Source organism: Streptomyces sp. NBC_01723, from assembly GCF_036246005.1.
Taxonomy (GTDB): domain Bacteria; phylum Actinomycetota; class Actinomycetes; order Streptomycetales; family Streptomycetaceae; genus Streptomyces.
The window spans coordinates 1568655-1593672 of the sequence record NZ_CP109171.1 but is presented as its reverse complement, the minus strand read 5'-3'; the positions used below and the strand labels follow the sequence as shown (position 1 = coordinate 1593672).

Sequence of the window (25018 nt, the reverse complement as noted above, 5' to 3'; positions counted from 1 at the left end):
GCAGCACACCCGCGCACGGACGCGGAACGGGGGCGCTTCCGCCGGGAAGCGCCCCCCGTCCGACATCAGTGAGCCCGCTCAGTCCTCCGACGACTCCTCGTCGTCCCCGGTCGCCTTGGGCGGCCGCGGCGGGCGGGTCCGGCCGCTGGGGTTGTCCCGCAGAAACGGCGTGCCGGGCGGCCCGTCGCCGCCGTCCGCCGTGGCGTGCCCGCCCGGTCCGCCCGCCCCGGAGCCGTCCCGGCGCCGCAGGTACCGCTCGAACTCGCGGGCGATCGCCTCGCCCGAGGCCTCCGGCAGCTCCGCGGTGTCCCGGGCCTCCTCCAGCGACTGCACGTACTCGGCGACCTCGCTGTCCTCGGCGGCCAGCTGGTCCACCCCCGTCTGCCAGGCGCGGGCGTCCTCGGCCAGGTCGCCCAGCGGGACGCGCACCCCGATCAGGTCCTCCAGCCGGTTCAGCAGGGCCAGCGTCGCCTTCGGGTTGGGCGGCTGCGACACGTAGTGCGGCACCGCGGCCCACAGCGACACGGCAGGTACGCCCGCGTGGGCGCACGCCTCCTGGAGGATGCCGACGATGCCGGTCGGCCCCTCGTACTTGGTCTCCTCCAGGTCCATGCGCCGGGCCAGGTCGGCGTCCGACGTGGTCCCGCTGATCGGCACCGGGCGGGTGTGCGGGGTGTCGCCCAGCAGGGCGCCCAGGACGACCACCAGCTCGACGCCCAGTTCGTGGGCGAAGCCGAGCAGTTCGTTGCAGAACGAGCGCCAGCGCATGGACGGTTCGATGCCCCGGACGAGGACGAGGTCGCGCGGTTTGTCGCCGCCGACCCGCACCACCGAGAGTCTGGTCGTCGGCCAGGTGACCTTGCGGACGCCGTCCTCCATGAAGACGGTGGGACGGTTGACCTGGAAGTCGTAGTAGTCCTCGGCGTCCAGCGCCGCGAAGACCTCGCCCTTCCATTCCCTGTCGAGATGCGCGACCGCGGTGGAGGCGGCGTCGCCGGCATCGTTCCAGCCCTCGAACGCGGCCACCATGACCGGGTCGACCAGCTCGGGAACCCCCTCGAGCTCGATCACCCAGCGCCTCCTTCCGACGTGCCCTCGCGTACCCCCCAACCTTACGGCGTGCGGAGGGGCCGCCCGCAGCCCCCTTGCACGGGGGAGTGAACGGATCACTGCCCCGCGCGAGGGGGCCGGACACCCTCCTGGCCTGCCCGGAGAGGGTCGGCCTACTTCCCGTCGAGCAGGCCCTGGACCTTGGCGCGGACGTCGTCGGTGGCCAGGCCGCGGATGGTCAGCGTGGTCCGGCGGCGCAGCACGTCGTCCGCCGTCTCGGCCCACTCGTTGTCCCGGGCCCACACGACCTGCGCCCAGATCTCCGGGGCGTCCGGGTGGACCCGCTCGGCCAGTTCCGGGCTCTCGTTGGCCAGCCGGGCGATGTCGAAGGCCAGCGAACCGTAGTGGGTCGCCAGGTGCCGCGCGGTGTCCGCGGCCATGCGCGGGCCGGGCGCCGGACCGTCGACCAGCAGCCGGTGGGCGACCGCGCGCGGGTTGGCGACACCGGGCAGCGGCAGCTTCTTCGGCAGCGACGCGATGGGCTCGAAGTCCTCGCCCAGCGGGTGGCCCGGCAGCGCCTCCAGCTTCTTCATCACCGTGCGGCCGATGTGGCGGAAGGTGGTCCACTTGCCGCCGGCCACGGACAGCATGCCGCCCCGGCCCTCGGTGACGACCGTCTCGCGCTTGGCCTTGGCGGTGTCACCCGGACCGCCGGGAAGCACCCGCAGGCCCGCGAAGGAGTACGTGATCAGGTCCCGGTCGAGCTGCTGGTCGCGGATGGAGAACGCGGCCTCGTCGAGGATCTGGGCTATGTCCTTGTCGTTGACCGCGACGTCCGCCGGGTCGCCCTCGAACTCCTCGTCGGTCGTGCCGAGCAGCAGCATGTCCTCCCAGGGGAGGGCGAAGGTGATCCGGTACTTGTCGATCGGGGTGGCCAGCGCCGCCTTCCAGGGCGCGGTGCGCTTGAGCACCAGGTGCGCGCCCTTGGACAGGCGGATGGACGGCGCCGCCGCCGGGTCCTCCATGCGGCGCAGGTGGTCGACCCAGGGACCGGTGGCGTTGAGCACCAGGCGCGCGTTCACCCCGAACTCGTCGCCGGTCAGCCGGTCCTTCAACTCCGCGCCGGTCACCCGGCCCCTGGTGAAGCGCAGGCCGGTGACCTCGGCGTGGTTGAGGACGACCGCGCCGGAGTCGACCGCCGCGCGGACGGTCATCAGCGCCATGCGGGCGTCGTTCATCTGGTCGTCGCCGTACACGGCCACGGCCTTGAGATTGTCGGTGCGCAGCTCCGGAACGTCCTGCGCGGCCTTGGCCGGGGAGAGCAGGTGGCCGACGCCGTCACCGAAGGCGGACAGCGCCGAGTACGCGAAGACGCCGGCCCCGAGCTTCGCCGCGCCGTGCGGCCCGCCCTTGTACACGGGGAGGTAGAACGTGAGCGGGTTCGCCAGGTGGGGGGCCACCTGGCGGGAGACCGCACGGCGCTCGAAGTGGTTCTCCGCCACCAGCTTCACCGCGCCGGTCTGCAGGTAGCGCAGTCCGCCGTGGAGCAGCTTGGAGGAGGCTGAGGAGGTGGCGCCGGCGAAGTCGCCGGCGTCGACCACGGCCACCCTGAGGCCGGACTGCGCGGCGTGCCAGGCGGTGGAGATGCCCAGGATGCCGCCGCCGATCACGAGAAGGTCGTACGACGCCTTGGAGAGCTGCTCCCGGGTCTCGGCCCGGCTCGGGTTCGAGCCGGAGGCCGGGTGCGTACCCAGGGCAGGCACGGACTGCAGGGTGGACTGAGTGGTCATTGCGGTTCTTACTCCTCGTCCTCGAGCCAGCCCATGGTCCGCTCGACGGCCTTGAGCCAGCTCTTGTACTCACGGTCGCGGGTCTCCGCGTCCATGCGGGGGGTCCACTCGGCGGCCCGCCGCCAGTTGGCGCGCAGGTCGTCGGTGCTGTTCCAGAAGCCGACGGCCAGGCCGGCGGCGTAGGCGGCGCCGAGGCAGGTGGTCTCGGCGACCATCGGGCGCACCACGGGGGCGTCCACGAAGTCGGCGAGGGTCTGCATCAGCAGGTTGTTGGAGGTCATGCCGCCGTCGACCTTGAGGGCGGTCAGCTCCACGCCGGAGTCCTTCGTCATGGCGTCCGCGATCTCCCGCGTCTGCCAGGCGGTGGCCTCCAGGACGGCGCGCGCGAGGTGCGCCTTGGTGACGTACCGGGTGAGGCCGGCGATCACACCGCGGGCGTCGGAGCGCCAGTACGGGGCGAACAGGCCGGAGAAGGCCGGGACGAAGTAGGCGCCGCCGTTGTCCTCGACCGTCAGGGCGAGGGTCTCGATCTCGGCGGCGGTGGAGATCAGGCCCATCTGGTCGCGCATCCACTGCACCAGCGAACCGGTGACGGCGATCGAGCCCTCCAGGGCGTAGACCGTGTCCTGGTCGCCGATCTTGTAGCCGACGGTGGTCAGCAGGCCCGAGTAGGAGTTGATGAGCTTGTCACCGGTGTTCATCACCATGAAGGTGCCGGTGCCGTACGTCGACTTGGTCTCGCCCTCGGAGAAACAGGTCTGCCCGAACAGGGCCGCCTGCTGGTCGCCGAGCGCGGAGGCGACCGGGATGCCGCCCAGCAGGTCGCCGAGCCGGCCGCCGGTGATCTCGCCGTAGACCTCGGCGGAGGAGCGGATCTCGGGGAGCATCTGCATCGGCACGCCGATGGACTCGGCGATCTTCTCGTCCCAGGCCATGGTGTGCAGGTTCATCAGCATGGTGCGGGAGGCGTTGGTGACGTCGGTGACGTGCTTGCCGCCGTTCACACCGCCGGTCAGGTTCCAGATGACCCAGGTGTCCATGGTGCCGAAGAGCAGGTCGCCCGCCTCGGCGCGCTCGCGCACCCCGTCGACGTTGTCGAGCAGCCAGCGGGCCTTGGGACCGGCGAAGTAGGAGGCGAGGGGCAGGCCGGTCTCGCGGCGGAAGCGGTCCTGGCCGACGTTGCGGCCGAGTTCCCTGCACAGGGCGTCGGTGCGGGTGTCCTGCCAGACGATGGCGTTGTGGACGGGCTCACCGGTGTTCTTGTCCCAGACGAGGGTGGTCTCGCGCTGGTTGGTGATGCCGATGGCCTTGATGTCGTCGCGGGTGATGCCGGCCTTCTCGACGGCACCGGCGACGACCTCCTGGACGTTGGTCCAGATCTCGGTGGCGTTGTGCTCGACCCAGCCCGGCTTCGGGAAGATCTGCTCGTGCTCCTTCTGGTCGACGGAGACGATGCGCCCGTCGCGGTCGAAGACGATGCAGCGGGACGACGTGGTGCCCTGGTCGATGGCCGCGATGAAGGGTCCGGCGGTGTGGGCGTCGGTCACTTTGTGCTCCTGGTTCCGTGGTGGGTGGCCGGTCGGTGCGCGTGTGCTGCGGCCCGATGATGGCCGAGCGTAGGTCCGCTCAGGCGAACGCGAGGTTGTAGACACCTCCGGCGATGGCGCCGCCGATCAGCGGACCGACGACCGGGATCCACGCGTAGGACCAGTCGGAACCGCCCTTGTTGGGCAGGGGCAGCAGGGCGTGCACGATGCGCGGGCCGAGGTCGCGGACCGGGTTGATGGCGTAGCCCGTCGGACCGCCGAGCGACAGGCCGATGGAGACCACCACGAACGCCGTGATCAGGACGCCCAGGACGCCGAGGCCGTTGCCCTCGCCGTTGAGGCCCTGGGTGAGGATGGCGAGCAGCAGGACGAAGGTGCCGATGATCTCGGTGGCGAGGTTCTGGACCACGTGCCGGATCTCGGGGCCGGTGGAGAAGACGCCCAGGACGGGCCCCGCGCCCTTCTCCTGTGCCTCGACGGCCTTGGCCGTCGTGTCCTGTGCGCCCGGACCGCCGACGATCTCGCGGTCGGTGAGGTGGGCCTGGAACTGGCCGTAGTAGGCGGCCCAGACCAGGACCGCACCGATCATGGCGCCGAGCATCTGGCCCGCGAAGTAGGTCGGGACGTTGCTCCAGTCACCGTCCTTGATCGCGATGCCGACCGTCACGGCCGGGTTGAGGTGGGCGCCGGAGAGCGGCGTCGAGATGTACGCCGCCGTCATGACGGCGAAGCCCCACCCGAGGGCGATGGCGACCCAGCCGGCGTTGCGCGCCTTGGAGGCCTTGAGCGTCACGGCGGCACAGACGCCGCCGCCGAGCAGGATGAGTATGGCGGTACCGATGGTCTCGCCGATGAAGATGTCGGAGCTGGACACCCGCGACTCCTTTGTCCTTCGTCCAGGGGAAGCCGAACCCCGGGTCCCTCCGGGTGTTCCGGCGCCCTCGGTATGAGAGCGATGGCGGCCCTTGGCGTTGTCACACTCTAACGCGTATTGCCGGTAGGTGTTCGACAATGCCGACCGATGGACGCGAGTCTGGCTCGGTGTCCCGGGTGCGTCAAGAGCCCTGTTATCGAAAGCACGATCGTTATTGATCGTCTCGGGCTATCGGTCCTCGGGCGGACATGACTGAGGGCCGGGACGCCCTGCGGCGCCCGGCCCTCTGATCCCTCCCCGGCCCCTAGAAGCGCCCGGCGCCCAGGTCCCGCGACACCGCGCGGGCGCAGTCCCGGACCGCCGCGACCAGCTCGGGCCGCAGCTCGCCCTCGCGGCGCAGCCGCTCCACCGCGCCGGTGATGCCGACCGCGCCGACCGGCATGCGCCTGCGGTCGTGGATGGGGGCGGCGATGGAGGCGATCCCCTCCCAGGTCTCCTCCACGTCGGCCGCGTACCCGCGCGCGCGGGTGATGTCGAGGATGTGCTCGAACCCCTCCGGCTCGCACACCGTCCGGTCCGTGTACGCCTTGCGGTCCGCCTCCAGCGCCTCGCTGTGCGCGACCGGGTCGTACGCCGACAGCACCTTGCCCAGCGCCGTGGAGTGCAGCGGCTGCATGGCCCCGATCTCCAGGACCTGCCGACTGTCGTCGGGCCGGAAGACGTGGTGCACGATCAGGACGCCCTGCTGGTGCAGGACGCCCAGGTGGACGCTCTCCCCGCTGGAGCGGGCCAGGTCGTCCGTCCACACCAGGGCGCGGGCCCGCAGCTCGTGCACGTCGAGGTACGTCGTGCCCAGGCGCAGCAGCTCCGCGCCCAGCTGGTAGCGCCCGGAGGCGTCGTCCTGCTCGACGAAGCCCTCCTGCTGGAGGGTGCGCAGGATGCCGTGCGCGGTGCCCTTGGCCAGACCCAGCGAGGAGGCGATGTCCGACAGGCCGAGCCGCCGCTCACCGCCCGCGAGTAGGCGCAGCATCGCGGCCGCCCGTTCGAGCGACTGGATGTTCCGTGCCATCGACGTACTGCCTCCGTCCCCTTCGAGTGCCGACCTCGACGCCACTGACGTCGTTCGGCAATGCCGAACACTACCGGTCGATGCCGACCTCCCGCTAACCGTCGGCGGGCAACTGTTGCACTTCGGCCACGTCCCGGTGGTCCCGGCCGTCCCCCGGAGACCGCCGGGGACCGCGCGTCATCCTTTCGGCGGCCGTTCCGCCCCGCCACACTCGTCCGCCTCGTGGACGCCCCGACCATCCGTCCCCGGTCCCGGCTACCCTGGCGTCGTGCGTTCTCCCCCGGGACGCCCCCAGCGGACGGCACCCGGGCAGCGCAAAGCCGACAGCCGTCGCATCCTAGGGAGCCCTTTCATGGCCTCGTCGCCATCCACCCCGCCCGCCGACACCCGGACCCGTGTGTCCGCCCTCCGCGAGGCCCTCGCCAGCCGCGTCGTGGTCGCCGACGGCGCGATGGGCACCATGCTCCAGGCGCAGAACCCCTCACTCGACGACTTCGAGCAGCTGGAGGGGTGCAACGAGGTCCTGAACCTCACCCGGCCCGACATCGTGCGCTCGGTGCACGAGGAGTACTTCGCCGCCGGCGTCGACTGCGTGGAGACGAACACCTTCGGCGCGAACCACTCCGCGCTGGGCGAGTACGACATCCCCGAGCGCGTCCACGAGCTGTCCGAGGCCGGCGCCCGGGTGGCCCGCGAGGTGGCCGACGAGTTCCAGGCCCGCGACGGACGGCAGCGCTGGGTCCTGGGCTCGATGGGCCCCGGCACGAAGCTCCCCACCCTCGGACACGCCCCGTACACGGTGCTGCGCGACGCCTACCAGCGCAACGCCGAGGGCCTGGTCGCGGGCGGCGCGGACGCCCTGCTGGTGGAGACCACGCAGGACCTCCTCCAGACCAAGTCCTCCGTGCTCGGCGCCCGGCGCGCCCTGGACGCCCTCGGCCTCGACCTGCCGGTGATCGTGTCGGTGACCGTGGAGACCACCGGCACCATGCTGCTCGGCTCGGAGATCGGCGCCGCGCTCACGGCGCTGGAGCCGCTGGGCATCGACATGATCGGCCTGAACTGCGCCACCGGCCCGGCGGAGATGAGCGAGCACCTGCGCTACCTCGCCCGGCACTCCCGCGTCCCGCTGTCCTGCATGCCCAACGCCGGTCTGCCGGTCCTGGGCAAGGACGGGGCGCACTACCCGCTGACGGCGCCGGAGCTGGCGGACGCCCAGGAGACGTTCGTCCGCGAGTACGGCCTGTCCCTGATCGGCGGCTGCTGCGGCACCACGCCCGAGCACCTGCGCCAGGTCGTCGAGCGGGTGCGGGACACGGCACCCGGCGAGCGGCAGCCCCGGCCCGAACCGGGCGCGGCCTCCCTCTACCAGACGGTCCCCTTCCGGCAGGACACCTCGTACCTGGCGATCGGCGAGCGGACCAACGCCAACGGCTCGAAGAAGTTCCGTGAGGCCATGCTGGAGGGCCGCTGGGACGACTGCGTGGAGATGGCAAGGGACCAGATCCGCGAGGGCGCGCACATGCTCGACCTGTGCGTGGACTACGTCGGCCGCGACGGAGTCGCCGACATGGAGGAGCTGGCGGGGCGCTTCGCGACCGCGTCGACACTGCCCATCGTGCTGGACTCCACCGAGGTCGAGGTCGTCCAGGCCGGGCTGGAGAAGCTCGGCGGCCGCGCGGTGATCAACTCGGTGAACTACGAGGACGGCGACGGCCCGGAGTCCCGCTTCGCCCGGGTCACGACGCTGGCGCGGGAGCACGGCGCCGCCCTGATCGCGCTGACCATCGACGAGGAGGGCCAGGCCCGCACCGCCGAGAAGAAGGTCGAGATCGCCGAGCGGCTCATCGACGACCTGACCGGCAACTGGGGCATCCACGAGTCGGACATCCTCGTCGACTGCCTGACGTTCACCATCTGCACCGGCCAGGAGGAGTCCCGCAAGGACGGCATCGCCACCATCGAGGGCATCCGGGAGCTGAAGAGGCGGCACCCGGACGTCCAGACCACGCTCGGCCTGTCCAACATCTCCTTCGGCCTCAACCCGGCCGCCCGCATCCTGCTGAACTCCGTGTTCCTGGACGAGTGCGTCAAGGCGGGCCTGGACTCGGCGATCGTCCACGCGTCCAAGATCCTGCCCATCGCCCGGTTCGACGACGAGCAGGTCACCACCGCGCTCGACCTGATCTACGACCGGCGCAGCGAGGGCTACGACCCGCTGCAGAAGCTGATGCAGCTCTTCGAGGGCGCCACCGCCAAGTCCCTCAAGGCGTCCAAGGCCGAGGAACTGGCGGCGCTGCCGCTGGACGAGCGGCTCAAGCGGCGCATCATCGACGGTGAGCGCAACGGCCTGGAGCAGGACCTGGACGAGGCCCTCCAGGAGCGTCCGGCGCTGGAGATCGTGAACGAGACCCTGCTGGACGGCATGAAGGTCGTCGGCGAGCTGTTCGGCTCCGGCCAGATGCAGCTGCCGTTCGTGCTCCAGTCCGCCGAGGTCATGAAGACCGCGGTGGCGCACCTGGAACCGCACATGGAGAAGACGGACGACGACGGCAAGGGCACCATCGTGCTCGCCACGGTCCGCGGCGACGTCCACGACATCGGCAAGAACCTCGTCGACATCATCCTGTCCAACAACGGCTACAACGTCGTCAACCTCGGCATCAAGCAGCCGGTCTCCGCGATCCTGGAGGCGGCCGACGAGCACAAGGCCGACGTCATCGGCATGTCCGGGCTCCTGGTCAAGTCCACGGTGATCATGAAGGAGAACCTGGAGGAGCTGAACCAGCGCAAGCTGGCCGCCGACTACCCGGTGATCCTCGGCGGCGCGGCCCTCACCCGCGCCTACGTCGAACAGGACCTGCACGAGATCTACGACGGCGAGGTCCGCTACGCCCGCGACGCCTTCGAGGGCCTGCGCCTCATGGACGCGCTGATCGGGATCAAGCGGGGAGTGCCGGGCGCCAAGCTGCCGGACCTCAAGCAGCGCAGGGTGCGGGCGGCCACCGTCCAGGTCGAGGAGCGGCCCGAGGAGGGCCACGTCCGCTCCGACGTCGCCGTCGACAACCCGGTGCCCGAGCCGCCGTTCCGCGGCACCCGCGTCGTCAAGGGCATCCAGCTCAAGGAGTACGCCTCCTGGCTCGACGAGGGCGCCCTGTTCAAGGGCCAGTGGGGCCTCAAGCAGGCCCGCACCGGTGAGGGACCCTCGTACGACGAACTGGTCGAGACGGAGGGCCGGCCGCGGCTGCGCGGCCTCCTCGACCGGCTCCAGACGGACAACCTGCTGGAGGCGGCCGTCGTCTACGGCTACTTCCCCTGCGTCTCCAAGGACGACGACCTCATCGTCCTCGACGACGACGGCAACGAGCGCACCCGGTTCAGCTTCCCGCGCCAGCGCCGCGGCCGGCGGCTGTGCCTGGCCGACTTCTTCCGCCCGGAGGAGTCCGGCGAGACCGACGTCGTCGGCTTCCAGGTCGTCACCGTAGGCTCCCGCATCGGCGAGGAGACGGCCCGCATGTTCGAGGCCAACGCCTACCGCGACTACCTCGAGCTGCACGGCCTGTCCGTGCAGCTCGCCGAGGCCCTCGCCGAGTACTGGCACGCGCGCGTGCGCTCCGAGCTGGGCTTCGCCGGGGAGGACCCCGCCGAGATGGAGGACATGTTCGCCCTGAAGTACCGGGGCGCCCGCTTCTCCCTCGGCTACGGCGCCTGCCCGGACCTGGAGGACCGCGCCAAGATCGCCGACCTGCTCCAGCCGGAGCGCATCGGCGTCCACCTGTCGGAGGAGTTCCAGCTCCACCCCGAGCAGTCCACCGACGCCATCGTCATCCACCACCCCGAGGCGAAGTACTTCAACGCCCGCTGAACCCCTGTGTGAGGCGCTCCACAGGCCACACCAGGCGTTCCGGTCCCGCACGACGTACACTGGTCGGTCCACCGCAGGCCGGTTCCCCACGTGGGAACCGGCCTGATCGTCCCTCAAGGAGGTACGTGGATGACCAGCACGGTCCCCGCACTCGGAACCCGTACGGCCGAAGGCTCAGCCCTGCAGGCAGTGCTCCTCGACATGGACGGCACCCTGGTGGACACCGAGGGCTTCTGGTGGGACGTCGAGGTCGAGGTCTTCGCCTCCCTCGGCCACACCCTCGACGACTCCTGGCGCCACGTGGTCGTCGGCGGCCCCATGACCCGCAGCGCCGGCTTCCTGATCGAGGCCACCGGCGCCGACATCACCCTCGCCGAACTGAGCGTCCTGCTCAACGACGGCTTCGAGCAGCGCATCGGCGGCGACCTGCGGCTCATGCCGGGAGCCGCCCGGCTGCTCGCGGAACTGTCCGCGCACGAGATCCCCACCGCCCTGGTCTCCGCCTCGCACCGGCGCATCATCGACCGCGTGCTGGCCTCGCTCGGCCCGCGGCACTTCGCCCTCACCGTCGCCGGTGACGAGGTGCCGCGCACCAAGCCCCACCCCGACCCCTACCTGGCCGCCGCGGCCGGGCTCGGCGTGGACCCCGCGCGGTGCGCCGTCGTCGAGGACACCGCGACCGGGGTCGCCGCCGCCGAGGCCGCCGGCTGCCAGGTCGTCGCCGTGCCCTCGGTCGCCCCCATCACACCGGGCGCGCGGCGCACCGTGGTCGGCTCCCTGGAAGAGGTCGACCTGACATTTCTGCGCGGTCTGATGACCGTAATGCTCTAGGCGTCCACGGGGGTATTCCCGCCTTCCCCGATGGCCGAATTGCAGCACCGGTCACCGACCTCAAAGTGTGACGTTCCCCACGTTGTCCGGGGTCGACAAGCGTGCGTAGGTGTGCCGCTTTCGGTCAGGCGAACGTTGTCGAGGAGTCCTTGTGTCCTGATTGGTGAAAGCCTGCACTAATCCTTCCACTGTCGGGTTTTCGGTGTGTCCACACCCGGTTTCGCTCCGTGATGAGCCCCCAACTCCGGTGGCTGCGAGCCCCCGTGCGGGCGCGGACTAATCTCGTCGCGAGAACGTCCGCCACTACCCCCGTGATCCGCCGCGACACCCCTGCATTCCGGATACACGGACCGACAGCTCTGGAGAAACTCGAGCATGAACCGTAAGACTTTGGTGCTGCCGGTCGTCGTCGGCCTGCTCGCGCCGGTACTCGCCGCCTGCGGCGGGTCCGACGGCGGCAGCGGCGGCGGGGACGCGATAGTCGTCGGCACCACGGACCGGTTCACCATCACGAAGGACGTCACGGCGCCCCTCGACCCGGCCTGGGCCTACGACGTCGGAGCCTGGAACATCCTCCGCCACACCTCGCAGACGCTGATGACCCAGCCGCGCGGTGACGGCGAGCCCGTCCCCGAGGCCGCCGAGAAGTGCGGCTTCACCGACACCGGCAACGAGCGCTACGCCTGCACCCTGCGCGACGGCCTGCAGTTCTCCAACGGCGACGCCATCACCGCCGAGGACGTCAAGTACTCCATCGACCGCGCCATGTCCCTGAAGGCGGACAGCGGCGTCTCCGCGCTGCTGTCGACCGTGGACACCGTGGAGACCCAGGGCGACCGCGAGGTCATCTTCCACCTCAACTCCGCCGACGCGACCTTCCCGTACAAGCTGTCGACGCCCGTGGCCGGCATCGTGGACAAGGACTCCTACCCCAAGGGCAAGCTGCGCGAGGGCTTCGAGCTCAGCGGGTCCGGCCCGTACGAGATGAAGGGCGAGTCCAAGGACGGCGTCCTCGACAAGGTCGTGTTCACCAAGAACCCCAACTACAAGGGGAGTCTGAAGGTGAACAACGACAAGGTGGAGCTGGTGTCCTTCGACGACGCCGACGCCATGGGAAGCGCCCTGGAGAAGGGCGACATCGACGTCATGACGCGCGCGATGACGCCGGAGCAGATCCGCAAGCTCTCCAACAGCTCCGACAGCGACGTCAAGCTCATCGAGGTCGCCGGTCTCGAGATCCGGTACCTGGGCTTCAACGTCGACGCGCCCAGCGTGAAGGACAAGGCCATCCGGCAGGCCATGGCCCGGCTCATCAACCGCGACGAACTCGTCGCCAAGGTCTACGGTTCGCAGGCCGAGCCGCTGTACTCGATGGTCCCGGCCAGCATCACCGGCCACTCCAACTCGTTCTTCAACAAGTACGGCGACCCGGACCCGGGCGCGGCGAAGCAGGCGCTGAAGTCGGCCGGCATCGAGACGCCGGTCAAGCTGACCCTGCACTACACCACCGACCACTACGGTGCCGCGACCAAGCCGGAGTTCGAGGAACTGCGACGCCAGCTCAACGAGAGCGGCCTCTTCGACGTCGACATCGAGGGCAAGCCCTGGGACGTCTTCCGCCCCGCCGAGCGCGACCTCAAGTACGACGTCTTCGGCATGGGCTGGTTCCCCGACTTCCCGGACGCGGACAGCTTCATCGCGCCGTTCCTCGACCGGGACAACACGCTCAACTCGCCCTACCTGAACCCGAAGATCATCAACGATCTGATCCCCGAGTCCCGGCGTGAGGCCGACCGCCTCTCCGCGGTGGACACCCTCACGGAGATCCAGGACATCACCGCCGAGGACGTCCCGGTCATCCCGCTGTGGCAGGGCAAGCAGTACGTCGCCGCCGGCGACGACGTCACCGGCACCGCCTACCTGCTCAACTCCTCCTCGTCGCTCCAGCTGTGGGAGCTGGGCCGGGGCGTGAGCGGCTGACACCCCGCCGGACCACGCGAAGGGCGCCCTCCTCCGACCGGAGAAGGGCGCCCTTCGCGCTGCTCTGCTGCTCTACCGCACTGCCCTACTGCGCGCCGGGGCGGACCAGACCGCTCTCGTACGCGTACACCGCCGCCTGCACCCGGTCCCGCAGGCCCAGCTTGGTCAGCACATGACCCACATGCGTCTTCACGGTGGTCTCGCTGACGAACAGGTCGGCGGCGATCTCCGCGTTGGACAGACCCCGGGCCACCAGCTTCAGCACCTCGACCTCGCGGTCCGTCAGCGTGTGCAGCGTGTCCGGCACCGGCTCGTCGCCCGAGGGCAGATGCGTGGCGTACTTGTCGAGCAGCCGCCGGGTGATGCTCGGCGCCAGCATCGCCTCGCCGCCCGCCACCACCCGGATCGCCTGCACCAGCTCGTTGGCCGGAGCGTCCTTCAGGAGGAACCCGCTGGCGCCCGCCTTCAACGCCTCCACCACGTACTCGTCGAGGTCGAAGGTGGTCAGCACCAGCACCTTCGCCGGGCCGTCCCGCTCGGGCCCGGTGATCTGCCGGGTCGCCTCCACACCGTCCATCCGCGGCATGCGGATGTCCATCAGCACCACATCGGGCTGCAGCGCCCGCACCTGGTCGAGTGCCTGGAGGCCGTCACCGGCCTCGCCGACGACCGCGATGTCCTGCTCCGCCTCCAGAATCATCCGGAAGCCCGTGCGCAGCAGCGGCTGGTCGTCGACCAGTAGGACGCGGATGGCCACGTAAGTCTCCTTCGGCTAGCCCGGGCCCATTCTGCCCTGCTCGGTGCAAGCGGACTCGGCCGCCCTCACCGGCAGCGGGTAGGGCGGGGGAGTACCGCCGAATTCCGGGCAGTGCGCCTGGTGGTCGCACCAGCCGCACAGCTTGGTGGGCCGCGGACGCCACTCACCCGTCTCGGTCGCCAGCCGGATCGCCTCCCACAACGCCAGCAGCTTGCGCTCCACCCGCTCCAGGTCGGCGAGGACCGGATCGTAGGTGAGCACGTCGCCGCTGCCGAGATAGACGAGCTGCAGGCGCCGCGGGACGACCTTCTTCAGCCGCCACACCACCAGCGCGTAGAACTTCATCTGGAACAGCGCGCCCTCGGCGTACTGCGGCTTCGGAGCCTTGCCCGTCTTGTAGTCGACGATCCGCACCTCGCCCGTGGGAGCCACGTCGACCCGGTCGATGATGCCGCGCAGCCGCAGCCCCGAGTCCAGCTCCGCCTCCACGAACAGCTCCCGCTCGGCGGGCTCCAGCCGGCTCGGGTCCTCCAGGGTGAACCACCGCTCGACGAGCCGCTCCGCCTCCCCGAGCCACCGCGCCAGCCGCTCGCCCTCCGGATCGTCCGCGAACAGCTCGCCGACCTCCGGCCTGCTCTCCCGCAACCGGTCCCACTGACCGGGAACCAGCGCCTTGGCCCGCGGAGCGGTGCGCTCGGCCGCCGGGGCGTCGAAGAGCCGCTCCAGCACCGCGTGCACCAGCGTGCCCCTCGTCGCCGCCTCGCTCGGCTTCTCCGGCAGCCGGTCGATGACCCGGAACCGGTACAACAACGGGCACTGCATGAAATCGCCGGCCCGGGAGGGCGAGAGCGAGGCGGGCCGTATCGCCACGGGGGCGGGGGCGGCGGCCTCCGCGCCCACCGCCGCGTCCGCGCCGTCCGCCAGCGTCGTCGCCGGTCGGGCGGGTCCGCCCGCGTCCTCCGCGACATCCTCGATGCTCGTCTCCATGCCCACAGACCTTACGGCCCGCCACCGACAGTGACCCAGCCCGTGGCCCGTGACCCGTGCGACGGAAGGGAAGCACAGGGGTGCCGGGGCGGAACGGACGGGGGCGGACGCATACCATCGACAGGAGACCCTCCCGTCCGGCAGGCGGGAGACGCTTCGAACGAGGGGACACCGTGGACGTGAGCGGCGGGAGCGGGCACCCGCGGTCCGGCAACGACGAGTCGGCCCGGCCCCAGTCGGGTCCCACGACCCCGGCCGCCGACGGCGCACAGCCGGACCCCGCGGCCCCCACGACACCCGGGACACCGGGCCCGGAGCCCCAGGGCCCCACCGACAACCAGGACCCGGGCCGGAACGACGACAACCAGCACCCGGACCCGACCCCGCCCCCGCAGTCCCCGCCCCGTCCCCCCGCCCACCACGCCGGCGGCGAACCCCGCGGCGACGGCAAGGGCGGACCCGGGCGGCCACCGCAGCGCCGGCCCGAACCCGGCGGAGGGCTCCTGATGGGCAGGCCCTTCGGCGTGCCCGTGTACGTCGCACCCAGCTGGTTCCTCGTCGCCGCCCTCATCACCTGGGTCTTCGGCGGCCAGCTCGACCGCGTGCTGCCCGAGCTGGGCGCCGCCCGCTACCTCGTCTCCCTCTTCTTCGCCGTCGCCTTCTACGCCTCCGTCCTCGTCCACGAACTGGCGCACACCGTCGCCGCACTCCGCTTCAAGCTCCCCGTGCGCCGCATCCAGCTCCAGTTCTTCGGCGGCGTCTCCGAGATCGAGAAGGAGGCCGAGACCCCCGGCCGCGAATTCGTGCTGGCCTTCGTCGGCCCACTCCTCTCCCTGGTCCTCTCCGGCGTCTTCTACCTCGCCCTGCTGCCCGTGGAACCCGGCACCGTCCCCGGCGTCCTGCTGGCCGGCCTGATGATCTCCAACCTGATCGTGGCCGCCTTCAACCTCCTGCCCGGCCTCCCCCTCGACGGCGGCCGCATGCTCCGCGCCGTCGTCTGGAAGATCACCGGCAAGCCCATGCACGGCACCGTCGCCGCCGCCTGGGTCGGCCGTGCCCTCGCCGTCTCCGTCCTGATCGGGCTGCCCCTGCTCACCCAGTCCGGCGCCCTCGGCTCCGACGCCGTGGACAACGTCGGCATGGACACCGTCATGGACGCCCTGCTCGCCGCGATCCTCGCCGCCATCATCTGGACCGGCGCCGGAAACAGCCTCCGCATGGCCCGCCTGCGCGAACACCTCCCCGAACTGCGCGCCCGCGCCCTCACCCGGCGCGCCGTCCCCGTACCCGCCGACACCCCCCTCTCCGAGGCCCTGCGCCGCGCCAACGCCTCCGGAGCCCGCGCCCTGGTCGTCGTCGACACCGAAGGCGGACCCGTCTCCCTGGTCCGCGAGGCCGCCATCGTCGGCGTACCGGAACACCGCCGCCCCTGGGTGGCCGTCAGCACCCTCGCCCAGGACCTCACCGACGGCATGCGCGTCTCCGCCGAACTCTCGGGCGAAGAGCTCCTGGACGCCCTGCGCGCCAACCCCGCCAGCGAGTACCTCGTGATCGAGGAGTCCGGCGAGATCTACGGCGTCCTGTCCGCGGCCGACGTCGAGCGGGCCTTCGTCAAGGCAATGGCAAGGCCCAGCTGAACGCGCCCCGAAGAGGCGCGGGGTCCTGCGCGGGCAACCCCGCACGGCCCGCGCACTTCGCACGCACGCAGCCACCACCCCCTACGCTGGTCCAGCCCCCGGCAGGGAACCGGTAGGCTGGTCACATGTCCGAACCGACCGGTGCCGCCCGCAGACGCGGGCCCTTCAAGGTCGGGGACCAGGTTCAGCTGACCGACCCCAAGGGCCGCCACTACACGTTCACGCTCGAGGCCGGGAAGAACTTCCACACCCACAAGGGTTCCTTCCCCCACGACGAACTGATCGGTGCTCCCGAGGGCAGCGTTGTCCGCACCACCGGGAACGTCGCCTACCTCGCGCTGCGCCCCCTGCTCCCCGACTACGTCCTGTCCATGCCCCGCGGGGCAGCCGTCGTCTACCCGAAGGACGCGGGGCAGATCCTTGCCTTCGCCGACATCTTCCCCGGCGCTCGCGTCGTGGAGGCCGGCGTGGGCTCCGGCTCGCTGAGCAGCTTCCTGCTGCGCGCCATCGGCGACCAGGGCATGCTGCACTCCTACGAGCGCCGCGAGGACTTCGCCGACATCGCCCGCCAGAACGTGGAGCGCTACTTCGGCGAACCGCACCCCGCCTGGCAGCTCACCGTCGGCGACCTCCAGGACAACCTCTCCGACACCGACGTCGACCGCGTCATCCTCGACATGCTCGCCCCCTGGGAGTGCCTCGAGGCCGTCTCCAAGGCTCTCGTGCCCGGCGGCATCCTGTGCTGCTACGTCGCGACCACCACCCAGCTCGCCCGGACCGTCGAGTCCATCCGCGAGATCGGCTCCTTCAACGAGCCGACCTCCTGGGAGACGATGATCCGCAACTGGCACGTCGAGGGCCTCGCCGTCCGTCCGGACCACCGGATGATCGGCCACACCGGCTTCCTGCTCACCGCCCGCCGCCTCGCCGACGGAGTCGAGCCCCCCATGCGCCGCCGCCGCCCCGCCAAGGGCGCCTACGGCGAGGACTACGCCGGGCCCAACGCCGACGGAGGCGCCGGCCGCTGAGGCACCCCCGTGCCTTGATCAACGCACGTACGCCGTGGTGGAGTTCCCGGCAGCCCCCGGGAACTCCACCACGGCGTCTTCGCGTTGACAGGCACCCCCCGGGAGCGAGCCGCGACCGTGGCAATCCGACCAGGTACCCACCCCGCCGTTCCCTCGCACTGTGACGTGTGGCACGATGCTGGCCACCCCCACCGGCACAGCCCTCACAGGAGACACTCCTCGTGCAGCACCCCGCCGTTCCGGACCTGTCCCACACGCACACCCGGCCGATCCACTGGGTCGCCACCGCCACGGCCGTCGCCGCGGTGGTCGCCCTGTCCTCGGTCCTCCAGCCCGACGCGGCCACGGCGGCACAGCCCGCCGCCGGCCCCAAGACCGCGCCGGCCCACGGCACGCCCCCCGATCCGGCGGCCGTCGCCTTCCCCCTGGAGTGCGGCCCCGTCAAGGCCGTGGTGCAGAAGAAGGCGTCCGGCGACCTCGACGGCGACGGACGGCCCGAGACGGTGGCGGCCGTGCACTGCGACGCACCCATGGGGACCCCGCCCGACGGCGTGTACGTCGTCACACACGGCGCCGACGGAGGCAAGCCGCGGGTCGTGGCCACCCTCGTGGACCCGAAGGACCGCCACACCGTCACCGGACTGACGGTGGACGGCCGCGGAGCCGTGCGGGCCACCCTCCTCGGCTACTCGTCGGCCGACGTACCCAGTTGCTGCCCCGACGTCACCGACCACGCGAAGTGGCGCTGGGAGAACGGCGCGTTCGTCAGCGACGCGCCGTCCCAGGCGCGCACCGTGTGACCCAACGGACACCGGTCACGCACCGTAGACGCCGAGTCACAATTTGGTCACTCTGAGTCCGGGCCGTAGACCTCGGCCCTGTCCGAAACCCGACGTACGTGGATGCACTCGCCCGGACACTCCTTCGCGGAGTCGACCACGTCCGTGAGAAGCGGCAACGGCACGGGTGTTGCCGCCCCAGGAGCCTGCAGAAGCTCGTCGTCCGCGCCCTTCACGTAGGCCAGACCGTCGATGTCCAGCTCGAACACCTCGGGCGCGTACTGGGCACAGATGCCGTCACCGGTACACAGGTCCTGGTCGATCCAGACCTCCAGAGCCTCGCCGTCGACTCCGGCCTCCTGCTGCACGCTCATCTCTCCTGCCGTCTCCTGCGCCGAGCCGCTCGGGAATCCGGCCAGCTCCGACGGGTGTTGAACGCTTCGAGCGTACCCCCGCCTGGGTTCCATTCACGTCCGGTGGGTATTCCCCTGGCGTGAGGGAGAGCGCAAGGGTGAAGATCGGACACACCCCGACAGTCTTTGTGATCTAGGGGTTTCAATCGACACCCACCCAGGTAGGGTCTGGAAGCGTCCAGCTCCCCATGGAGGAGGTGAGGACCGTGGCAGCCCACGACGACGACATGAACCGCGGCATCCGCCCGGGACGCGGGTCCGACGACCCGGCCGGGCAGGTGGCCTACCTTGAGCAGGAGATCGCCGTCCTGCGACGCAAGCTCGCCGAATCTCCGCGGCACACGAGAATTCTCGAAGAGCGGATCGTCGAACTGCAGACCAACCTGGCCGGCGTGTCCGCACAGAACGAGCGGCTCGCCGGCACACTCCGCGAGGCCCGCGACCAGATCGTGGCCCTCAAGGAGGAGGTCGACCGGCTGGCCCAGCCACCGGCCGGCTTCGGAGTCTTCCTGCAGGCCAACGAGGACGGCACCGCCGACATCTTCACCGGCGGCCGCAAACTCCGGGTGAACGTCAGCCCGAGCGTCGAGCTCGACGAGCTCCGACGCGGCCAGGAACTGATGCTCAACGAAGCACTCAACGTGGTCGAGGCCATGGAGTACGAGAGCGTCGGAGACATCGTCACCCTCAAGGAGATCCTCGAGGACGGCGAGCGAGCCCTCGTGCTCGGGCACACCGACGAGGAGAGGGTGGTGAGGCTCGCCGAACCGCTGCGCGGCCTGACCATCCGCCCCGGCGACGCCCTCCTGCTCGAACCACGCTCCGGCTACGTCTACGAGGTCGTGCCCAAGAGCGAGGTCGAGGAACTCGTCCTCGAAGAAGTCCCCGACATCGGATACGAGCAGATCGGCGGCCTCGGCGGACAGATCGAGGCCATCCGGGACGCGGTCGAGCTCCCCTACCTCTATCCCGACCTGTTCCGGGAGCACGAGCTGCGGCCGCCCAAGGGAGTCCTGCTCTACGGACCCCCCGGATGCGGCAAGACGCTCATCGCCAAGGCGGTCGCCAACTCGCTGGCCAAGAAGGTCGCCGAGGTCACCGGTCAAGCCGCCGGCAAGAGCTTCTTCCTCAACATCAAGGGCCCCGAGCTGCTCAACAAGTACGTCGGCGAGACCGAGCGGCAGATCCGCCTGGTCTTCCAGCGAGCCCGCGAGAAGGCCAGCGAGGGCACCCCCGTCATCGTCTTCTTCGACGAGATGGAATCCCTCTTCCGCACCCGCGGCTCCGGCGTCAGCTCGGACGTGGAGAACACCATCGTCCCCCAGCTGCTCGCCGAGATCGACGGTGTGGAGGGCCTGCAGAACGTGGTCGTGATCGGCGCCTCCAACCGTGAGGACATGATCGACCCCGCCATCCTGCGGCCCGGCCGGCTCGACGTGAAGATCAAGATCGAGCGTCCGGACGCCGAGGCGGCCAAGGACATCTTCGGCAAGTACCTCACCGAGCGCCTCCCGCTCCACTCCGACGACCTCTCCGAACACGGAAAGGACAGGGGTGCCACCGTCCAGAGCATGATCCAGACGGCGGTGGAACAGATGTACGCCGAATCCGAGGAGAACCGCTTCCTGGAGGTCACCTACGCCAACGGCGACAAGGAAGTCCTCTATTTCAAGGACTTCAATTCCGGCGCCATGATCGAGAACATCGTGGGCCGCGCCAAGAAAATGGCGATCAAGGACTTCCTCGAGAAGACCCAGAAGGGCCTCCGCGTCTCCCACCTCCTCCAGGCCTGCGTGGACGAGTTCAAGGAGAACGAGGACCTGCCGAACACCACCAACCCGGACGACTGGGCCAGGATCTCCGGAAAGAAGGGCGAGCGGATCGTGTACATCCGTACGCTCGTCACCGGAAAGCAGGGCGCGGACACCGGACGCTCCATCGACACGGTGGCGAACACCGGTCAGTACCTGTAAAAGGCGGGGCGGCTGCGGGTCCCCTCAATGGGTACCCGCAGCCGACTGTTTTCCGGAGCCCCGACTGGAGCAAGGCAATGCCGCAAATGATCTCCCCACCAGTGCAAAGGCGTTCTAGGCTCTTCCATACCGCCGAGTCGCGCAGTGCGGGGACGGGCACCGCACACGCATCGGAGCGCCAGCGGTACTTGAGCGGCGCCCACGACCGAGGGCACCGCCGGGCAAGGAGGGCCGCATGACAGTACGGCGAGTAATGGGCATCGAGACGGAGTACGGGATCTCCGTCCCCGGCCACCCGAACGCCAATGCCATGCTCACCTCGTCCCAGATCGTCAACGCCTACGCGGCGGCGATGCACCGGGCCCGCCGGGCCCGCTGGGACTTCGAGGAGGAGAACCCGCTGCGGGACGCGCGAGGCTTCGACCTCGCCCGTGAGTCGGCCGACTCCAGCCAGCTCACCGACGAGGACATCGGCCTGGCCAACGTCATCCTCACCAACGGAGCACGGCTCTACGTCGACCACGCCCACCCCGAATACAGCGCTCCGGAGGTCACCAACCCGCGGGACGCCGTGCTGTGGGACAAGGCCGGCGAACGGATCATGGCCGAGGCCGCCGACCGGGCCGCCCAGCTGCCCGGCGCCCAGCCGATCCACCTCTACAAGAACAACACCGACAACAAGGGCGCCTCCTACGGCACGCACGAGAACTACCTGATGAAGCGGGAGACCGCCTTCTCCGACATCGTGCGCCACCTGACCCCCTTCTTCGTCTCCCGCCAGGTCTTCACCGGCGCCGGCCGCGTCGGCATCGGCCAGGACGGCCACGAACACGGCTTCCAGCTCAGCCAGCGCGCCGACTACTTCGAGGTCGAGGTCGGCCTGGAGACGACGCTCAAGCGCCCCATCATCAACACCCGCGACGAACCCCACGCGGACGCCGAGAAGTACCGGCGGCTCCACGTGATCATCGGCGACGCCAATCTGTCCGAGATCTCGACCTACCTGAAACTCGGCACCACGGCACTCGTGCTGTCGATGATCGAGGACGGCTTCATCGCCGTCGACCTGGCCGTCGACCAGCCCGTTCGCACGCTGCACCAGGTCTCCCACGACCCCACGCTCAAACGCCTGGTCACGCTCCGCAGCGGCCGCACACTGACCGCGGTCCAGCTCCAGATGGAGTACTACGAACTGGCCCGCAAGTACGTCGAGGAGCGGTACGGCGCGGACGCCGACGACCAGACCAAGGACGTCCTCGGCCGCTGGGAGGACACCCTCAACCGCCTGGAGAACGACCCCATGAGCCTCGCCGGCGAGCTGGACTGGGTCGCCAAGCGGGAGCTGATGGAGGGCTACCGGCGCCGCGACAACCTGGACTGGGACGCGGCCCGGCTGCACCTCGTGGACCTCCAGTACGCCGACGTACGGCCCGACAAGGGCCTGTACAACCGTCTGGTGGAGCGCGGCCGCATCAAGCGGCTGCTGGACGAGAACGAGGTCGAGCGGGCCCGTACGAAGCCGCCGGAGGACACCCGCGCCTACTTCCGCGGACGCTGTCTGGAGCAGTACGCGGACGACGTCGCGGCGGCCTCCTGGGACTCGGTGATCTTCGATCTGCCGGGCCGGGACTCGCTCCAGCGGGTGCCAACCCTGGAACCGCTTCGCGGAACGCGTAATCACGTCAAGGAGCTCCTGGACCGCTGCCGCACCGCGGAAGACCTGGTCAAGGTGCTGGCCGGCGGGTAGCGGCAGCCAGCGGGTACACCAGAAGGAGACCGCCGGACGAGGTGGAAAACCACCGGGTCCGGGAACCATCGAGATGGCCCTCGTACGTTGTGGAAACTACGGGGTCGATGTCGGACCCGGCTTGTAGGGTCTGATCTTGAACCGAGCAACTGTGTCGGGCGAACCGAGCGGGGTGAGGGTTATGGCGACCAAGGACACCGGCGGCGGGCAGCAGAAGGCCACGCGGTCCACCGAGGAGGTCGAGGAGCAGACGCAGGACGCGCAGGCCTCCGAGGACCTCAAGGAACGCCAGGAAAAGCTGAACGACGACGTGGACTCCGTCCTGGACGAAATCGACGACGTACTCGAGGAAAATGCCGAGGATTTCGTGCGAAGCTTCGTGCAAAAGGGTGGAGAGTAAGACCTCGATGGCCGCATGTCCTTCGAATTGAAGGTGACGGGGGGATTTCGGGGTGGTTGGAGCATCGGGTGAGAAGCGGTGTACCGGCTGCCGACGGGATCTGCCCGTGGCCGGGTTCGCCCGGGACAAGAACCGTGCTGACGGCCTTCAAGTGCGGTGTCGGGAGTGTGTGGCGGAGTACAGCGCCCCGCACTACCGGCGCCGCCGGGAGGCCGTGGGGCTGACTGTCCGCGAGAAGGTCGAGGTTCCAGCTGGGCACAAGCTCTGTAGGACCTGCGGTGAAGTCAAGCCTCACAGTGAGTGGCACGCAATGCGACCGCCTCCGACGGCCTGTCGACCCGCTGCAAGGCATGCCGGGCCATCCAGGGGCGGGAAGGGCATCTGAAGCGCCACTACGGCCTCACCGAGGCCGAGCGCGATCAGTTGATCGCCGACCAGGGCGGCGTCTGCTGCATATGCTTGGCGGCTCCGGCCGCACATGTGGATCACTGCCACAAGACGGGTAGGGTCCGAGGCGTACTGTGCTTCAGCTGCAACGCAGCCTTGGGGCAGTTCAAGGATCGGCCCGATGCCATAAGGCGGGCTGCCGCTTACGTGGAGGGAATCGCGTGGAAGCCAACACTCGTAGCACCGGGCGTCTACCAGCTGCCTTCCTGACGCCCGGGTCCTCCTCCTTCATGGACTTCCTTGGTGCGCACCAGCCGGAGATGCTCCCGGGCAACCGGCAGCTGCCGCCGGTGCAGGGTGTGATCGAGGCGCCGCACGGCACCACGATCGTGGCCGTCACGTTCCCGGGGGGCGTCGTCCTCGCCGGTGACCGGCGGGCCACCATGGGCAACATGATCGCCCAGCGGGACATCGAGAAGGTCTTCCCGGCCGACGAGTACTCGGCGGTGGGCATCGCCGGCACGGCGGGCCTGGCCGTGGAGATGGTGAAGCTGTTCCAGCTGGAGCTGGAGCACTTCGAGAAGGTCGAGGGGGCGCAGCTGTCCCTGGAGGGCAAGGCGAACCGTCTGTCCACGATGATCCGGTCCAACCTGGGCATGGCGATGCAGGGTCTGGCCGTGGTGCCGCTGTTCGCCGGGTACGACGTGGACCGGGGGAGGGGCCGGATCTTCTCGTACGACGTGACGGGCGGGCGGTCCGAGGAGCAGAACTTCGCGACCACCGGGTCGGGGTCGATCTTCGCGCGTGGTGCGATGAAGAAGCTGTTCCGTGAGGATCTGACCGAGGAGCAGGCCACGACGCTCGTGGTCCAGGCGCTGTACGACGCGGCTGACGACGACTCGGCGACCGGTGGTCCCGACGTCGCCCGCCGGATCTACCCGATCATCACTGTGATCACCGAGGACGGCTTCCGCCGGCTCAGCGAGGACGAGGGCTCGGAGCTCGCCCGTGCGGTGCTGGAGCGGCGGCTCGAGCACCCGGACGGTCCGCGGGCCGCGCTGCTGTAGCGGGTGCGTTCGTGTTGTCAGGTGGTCCAGTGACTTCTCCAGAAAGGGATGGATAACCGGTGTCGACGCCGTTCTATGTCTCACCCCAGCAGGCCATGGCCGACCGGGCGGAGTACGCCCGCAAGGGCATCGCCCGTGGCCGCAGCCTGGTCGTGCTGCAGTTCGCCGACGGCATCGTGTTCGTCGGTGAGAACCCGTCCCGTGCGCTGCACAAGTTCAGCGAGATCTACGACCGGATCGGCTTCGCGGCCGCCGGCAAGTACAACGAGTACGAGAACCTGCGGATCGGCGGCGTGCGCTATGCCGATCTGCGCGGGTACACGTACGACCGGGACGACGTGACCGCCCGTGGTCTGGCGAACGTGTACGCGCAGACGCTGGGCACGATCTTCTCCAGTCAGGCCGAGAAGCCGTACGAGGTGGAGCTGGTCGTCGCGGAGGTCGGTGACAGTCCGGAGAGCGATCAGATCTATCGGCTGCCGCACGACGGCTCGATCGTGGACGAGCACGGCTCGGTCGCGGTCGGGGGCAACGCGGAGCAGATCAGCGGGTACCTGGACCAGCGGCACCGGGACGGTATGACGCTGGCCGAGGCGCTGAAGCTGGCGGTGCAGGCGCTGTCGCGTGACACGAACGGCAGTGAGCGGGAGATTCCGGCGGAGCGGCTGGAGGTCGCTGTGCTGGACCGTACGCGGCCGCAGCAGCGGAAGTTCAAGCGGATCGTGGGCGGCCAGTTGTCGCGGCTGCTGGAAGCCGGTGCGAGCGCGGGTGCCGAGGCCGCGGATGCGTCCGACGCGGACGACGCGGACGCCGGGACGGACGAGTAGGAGGAGGCGG

Annotated in this window: 19 protein-coding genes and 1 pseudogene; 12 read left to right on the top strand and 8 right to left on the bottom strand. The window is 70.0% G+C overall.

All coding sequences use genetic code 11. The features are described from left to right. Positions 1 to 78 precede the first annotated feature (78 nt). The 5 genes from parJ to OIE75_RS07560 all read right to left on the bottom strand — a co-directional run bounded on the left by parJ (position 79) and on the right by OIE75_RS07560 (position 6330). Positions 79 to 1071 (bottom strand): filament polymerization regulator ParJ, encoded by a 993-nt coding sequence (gene parJ / locus OIE75_RS07580; protein WP_307010759.1) that lies wholly within the window; start codon positions 1069 to 1071, stop codon positions 79 to 81. A gap of 152 nt (positions 1072 to 1223) precedes the next feature. Continuing rightward, positions 1224 to 2840: a glycerol-3-phosphate dehydrogenase/oxidase gene (locus OIE75_RS07575; protein ID WP_329470057.1), complete on the bottom strand. Its 1617-nt coding sequence runs from the start codon at positions 2838 to 2840 to the stop codon at positions 1224 to 1226. Positions 2841 to 2848: 8 nt separating this feature from the next. Beyond that, the gene (glpK, locus tag OIE75_RS07570) at positions 2849 to 4387 is read right to left on the bottom strand and encodes a glycerol kinase GlpK (RefSeq protein WP_307010757.1); all 1539 of its coding nucleotides are present in this window, start codon (positions 4385 to 4387) and stop codon (positions 2849 to 2851) included. 79 nt (positions 4388 to 4466) lie between these two features. Then, the gene (locus OIE75_RS07565) at positions 4467 to 5261 is read right to left on the bottom strand and encodes an MIP/aquaporin family protein (RefSeq protein WP_307010756.1); all 795 of its coding nucleotides are present in this window, start codon (positions 5259 to 5261) and stop codon (positions 4467 to 4469) included. A gap of 304 nt (positions 5262 to 5565) precedes the next feature. After that, on the bottom strand, positions 5566 to 6330 hold the full coding sequence (locus OIE75_RS07560; protein WP_122617325.1) for an IclR family transcriptional regulator: 765 nt from the start codon (positions 6328 to 6330) through the stop codon (positions 5566 to 5568). Positions 6331 to 6682: 352 nt separating this feature from the next. Here OIE75_RS07560 and metH point away from each other — a divergent pair, with 352 nt between their 5' ends. From metH to OIE75_RS07545, 3 genes are all read left to right on the top strand, one after another. Then, positions 6683 to 10195 carry a methionine synthase gene (metH, locus tag OIE75_RS07555; protein WP_307010755.1) on the top strand — a complete coding sequence of 1171 codons (3513 nt, stop codon included), beginning with the start codon at positions 6683 to 6685 and terminating at the stop codon, positions 10193 to 10195. A gap of 129 nt (positions 10196 to 10324) precedes the next feature. Next, the gene (locus tag OIE75_RS07550) at positions 10325 to 11026 is read left to right on the top strand and encodes an HAD family hydrolase (protein ID WP_307010754.1); all 702 of its coding nucleotides are present in this window, start codon (positions 10325 to 10327) and stop codon (positions 11024 to 11026) included. Between the two features lie 375 nt (positions 11027 to 11401). Then, positions 11402 to 13006: an ABC transporter substrate-binding protein gene (locus OIE75_RS07545; RefSeq protein WP_307010753.1), complete on the top strand. Its 1605-nt coding sequence runs from the start codon at positions 11402 to 11404 to the stop codon at positions 13004 to 13006. An 85-nt stretch (positions 13007 to 13091) separates the two neighbouring features. On the opposite strand, the gene OIE75_RS07540 is transcribed toward OIE75_RS07545, so the two are convergent. Both OIE75_RS07540 and OIE75_RS07535 read right to left on the bottom strand, forming a co-directional pair. Next, the gene (locus OIE75_RS07540) at positions 13092 to 13763 is read right to left on the bottom strand and encodes a response regulator (protein ID WP_064727043.1); all 672 of its coding nucleotides are present in this window, start codon (positions 13761 to 13763) and stop codon (positions 13092 to 13094) included. Between the two features lie 15 nt (positions 13764 to 13778). Next, on the bottom strand, positions 13779 to 14750 hold the full coding sequence (locus tag OIE75_RS07535; protein WP_307010751.1) for a RecB family exonuclease: 972 nt from the start codon (positions 14748 to 14750) through the stop codon (positions 13779 to 13781). A 173-nt stretch (positions 14751 to 14923) separates the two neighbouring features. On the opposite strand from OIE75_RS07535, the gene OIE75_RS07530 reads away from it, so the two are divergent. The 3 genes from OIE75_RS07530 to OIE75_RS07520 all read left to right on the top strand — a co-directional run bounded on the left by OIE75_RS07530 (position 14924) and on the right by OIE75_RS07520 (position 18215). Then, complete coding sequence (locus OIE75_RS07530) at positions 14924 to 16387, top strand: site-2 protease family protein (RefSeq protein ID WP_329470054.1); 1464 nt, start codon at positions 14924 to 14926, stop codon at positions 16385 to 16387. Between the two features lie 125 nt (positions 16388 to 16512). Beyond that, positions 16513 to 17415, top strand: a complete 903-nt coding sequence (locus OIE75_RS07525; RefSeq protein WP_122617319.1) for a tRNA (adenine-N1)-methyltransferase — start codon at positions 16513 to 16515, stop codon at positions 17413 to 17415. A 221-nt stretch (positions 17416 to 17636) separates the two neighbouring features. Further along, a complete protein-coding gene (locus OIE75_RS07520) occupies positions 17637 to 18215 on the top strand; it encodes a hypothetical protein (RefSeq protein ID WP_307010749.1) in 579 nt (192 codons plus the stop codon). A 47-nt stretch (positions 18216 to 18262) separates the two neighbouring features. Here the strand turns inward: OIE75_RS07520 and OIE75_RS07515 are convergent, their stop codons facing one another. Beyond that, the gene (locus OIE75_RS07515; RefSeq protein ID WP_122617317.1) at positions 18263 to 18568 is read right to left on the bottom strand and encodes a ferredoxin; all 306 of its coding nucleotides are present in this window, start codon (positions 18566 to 18568) and stop codon (positions 18263 to 18265) included. A 245-nt stretch (positions 18569 to 18813) separates the two neighbouring features. Here OIE75_RS07515 and arc point away from each other — a divergent pair, with 245 nt between their 5' ends. From arc to prcA, 6 genes and pseudogenes are all read left to right on the top strand, one after another. Beyond that, positions 18814 to 20580: a proteasome ATPase gene (gene arc / locus OIE75_RS07510; protein ID WP_122617315.1), complete on the top strand. Its 1767-nt coding sequence runs from the start codon at positions 18814 to 18816 to the stop codon at positions 20578 to 20580. A gap of 235 nt (positions 20581 to 20815) precedes the next feature. Next, positions 20816 to 22327, top strand: coding sequence for a depupylase/deamidase Dop (dop, locus tag OIE75_RS07505; RefSeq protein ID WP_353608967.1), 1512 nt, complete (start codon positions 20816 to 20818; stop codon positions 22325 to 22327). A 181-nt stretch (positions 22328 to 22508) separates the two neighbouring features. Continuing rightward, on the top strand, positions 22509 to 22727 hold the full coding sequence (locus OIE75_RS07500; protein ID WP_307010745.1) for a ubiquitin-like protein Pup: 219 nt from the start codon (positions 22509 to 22511) through the stop codon (positions 22725 to 22727). Positions 22728 to 22779: 52 nt separating this feature from the next. Further along, positions 22780 to 23384, top strand: a pseudogene (locus tag OIE75_RS07495) (endonuclease VII domain-containing protein). Further along, positions 23336 to 24181, top strand: coding sequence for a proteasome subunit beta (gene prcB / locus OIE75_RS07490; RefSeq protein WP_307010740.1), 846 nt, complete (start codon positions 23336 to 23338; stop codon positions 24179 to 24181). Before OIE75_RS07495 ends, prcB begins: the two are co-directional and overlap by 49 nt. Positions 24182 to 24240: 59 nt before the next feature. Next, positions 24241 to 25008, top strand: a complete 768-nt coding sequence (prcA, locus tag OIE75_RS07485; RefSeq protein ID WP_307010739.1) for a proteasome subunit alpha — start codon at positions 24241 to 24243, stop codon at positions 25006 to 25008. The last annotated feature ends 10 nt before the right edge of the window (positions 25009 to 25018 follow it).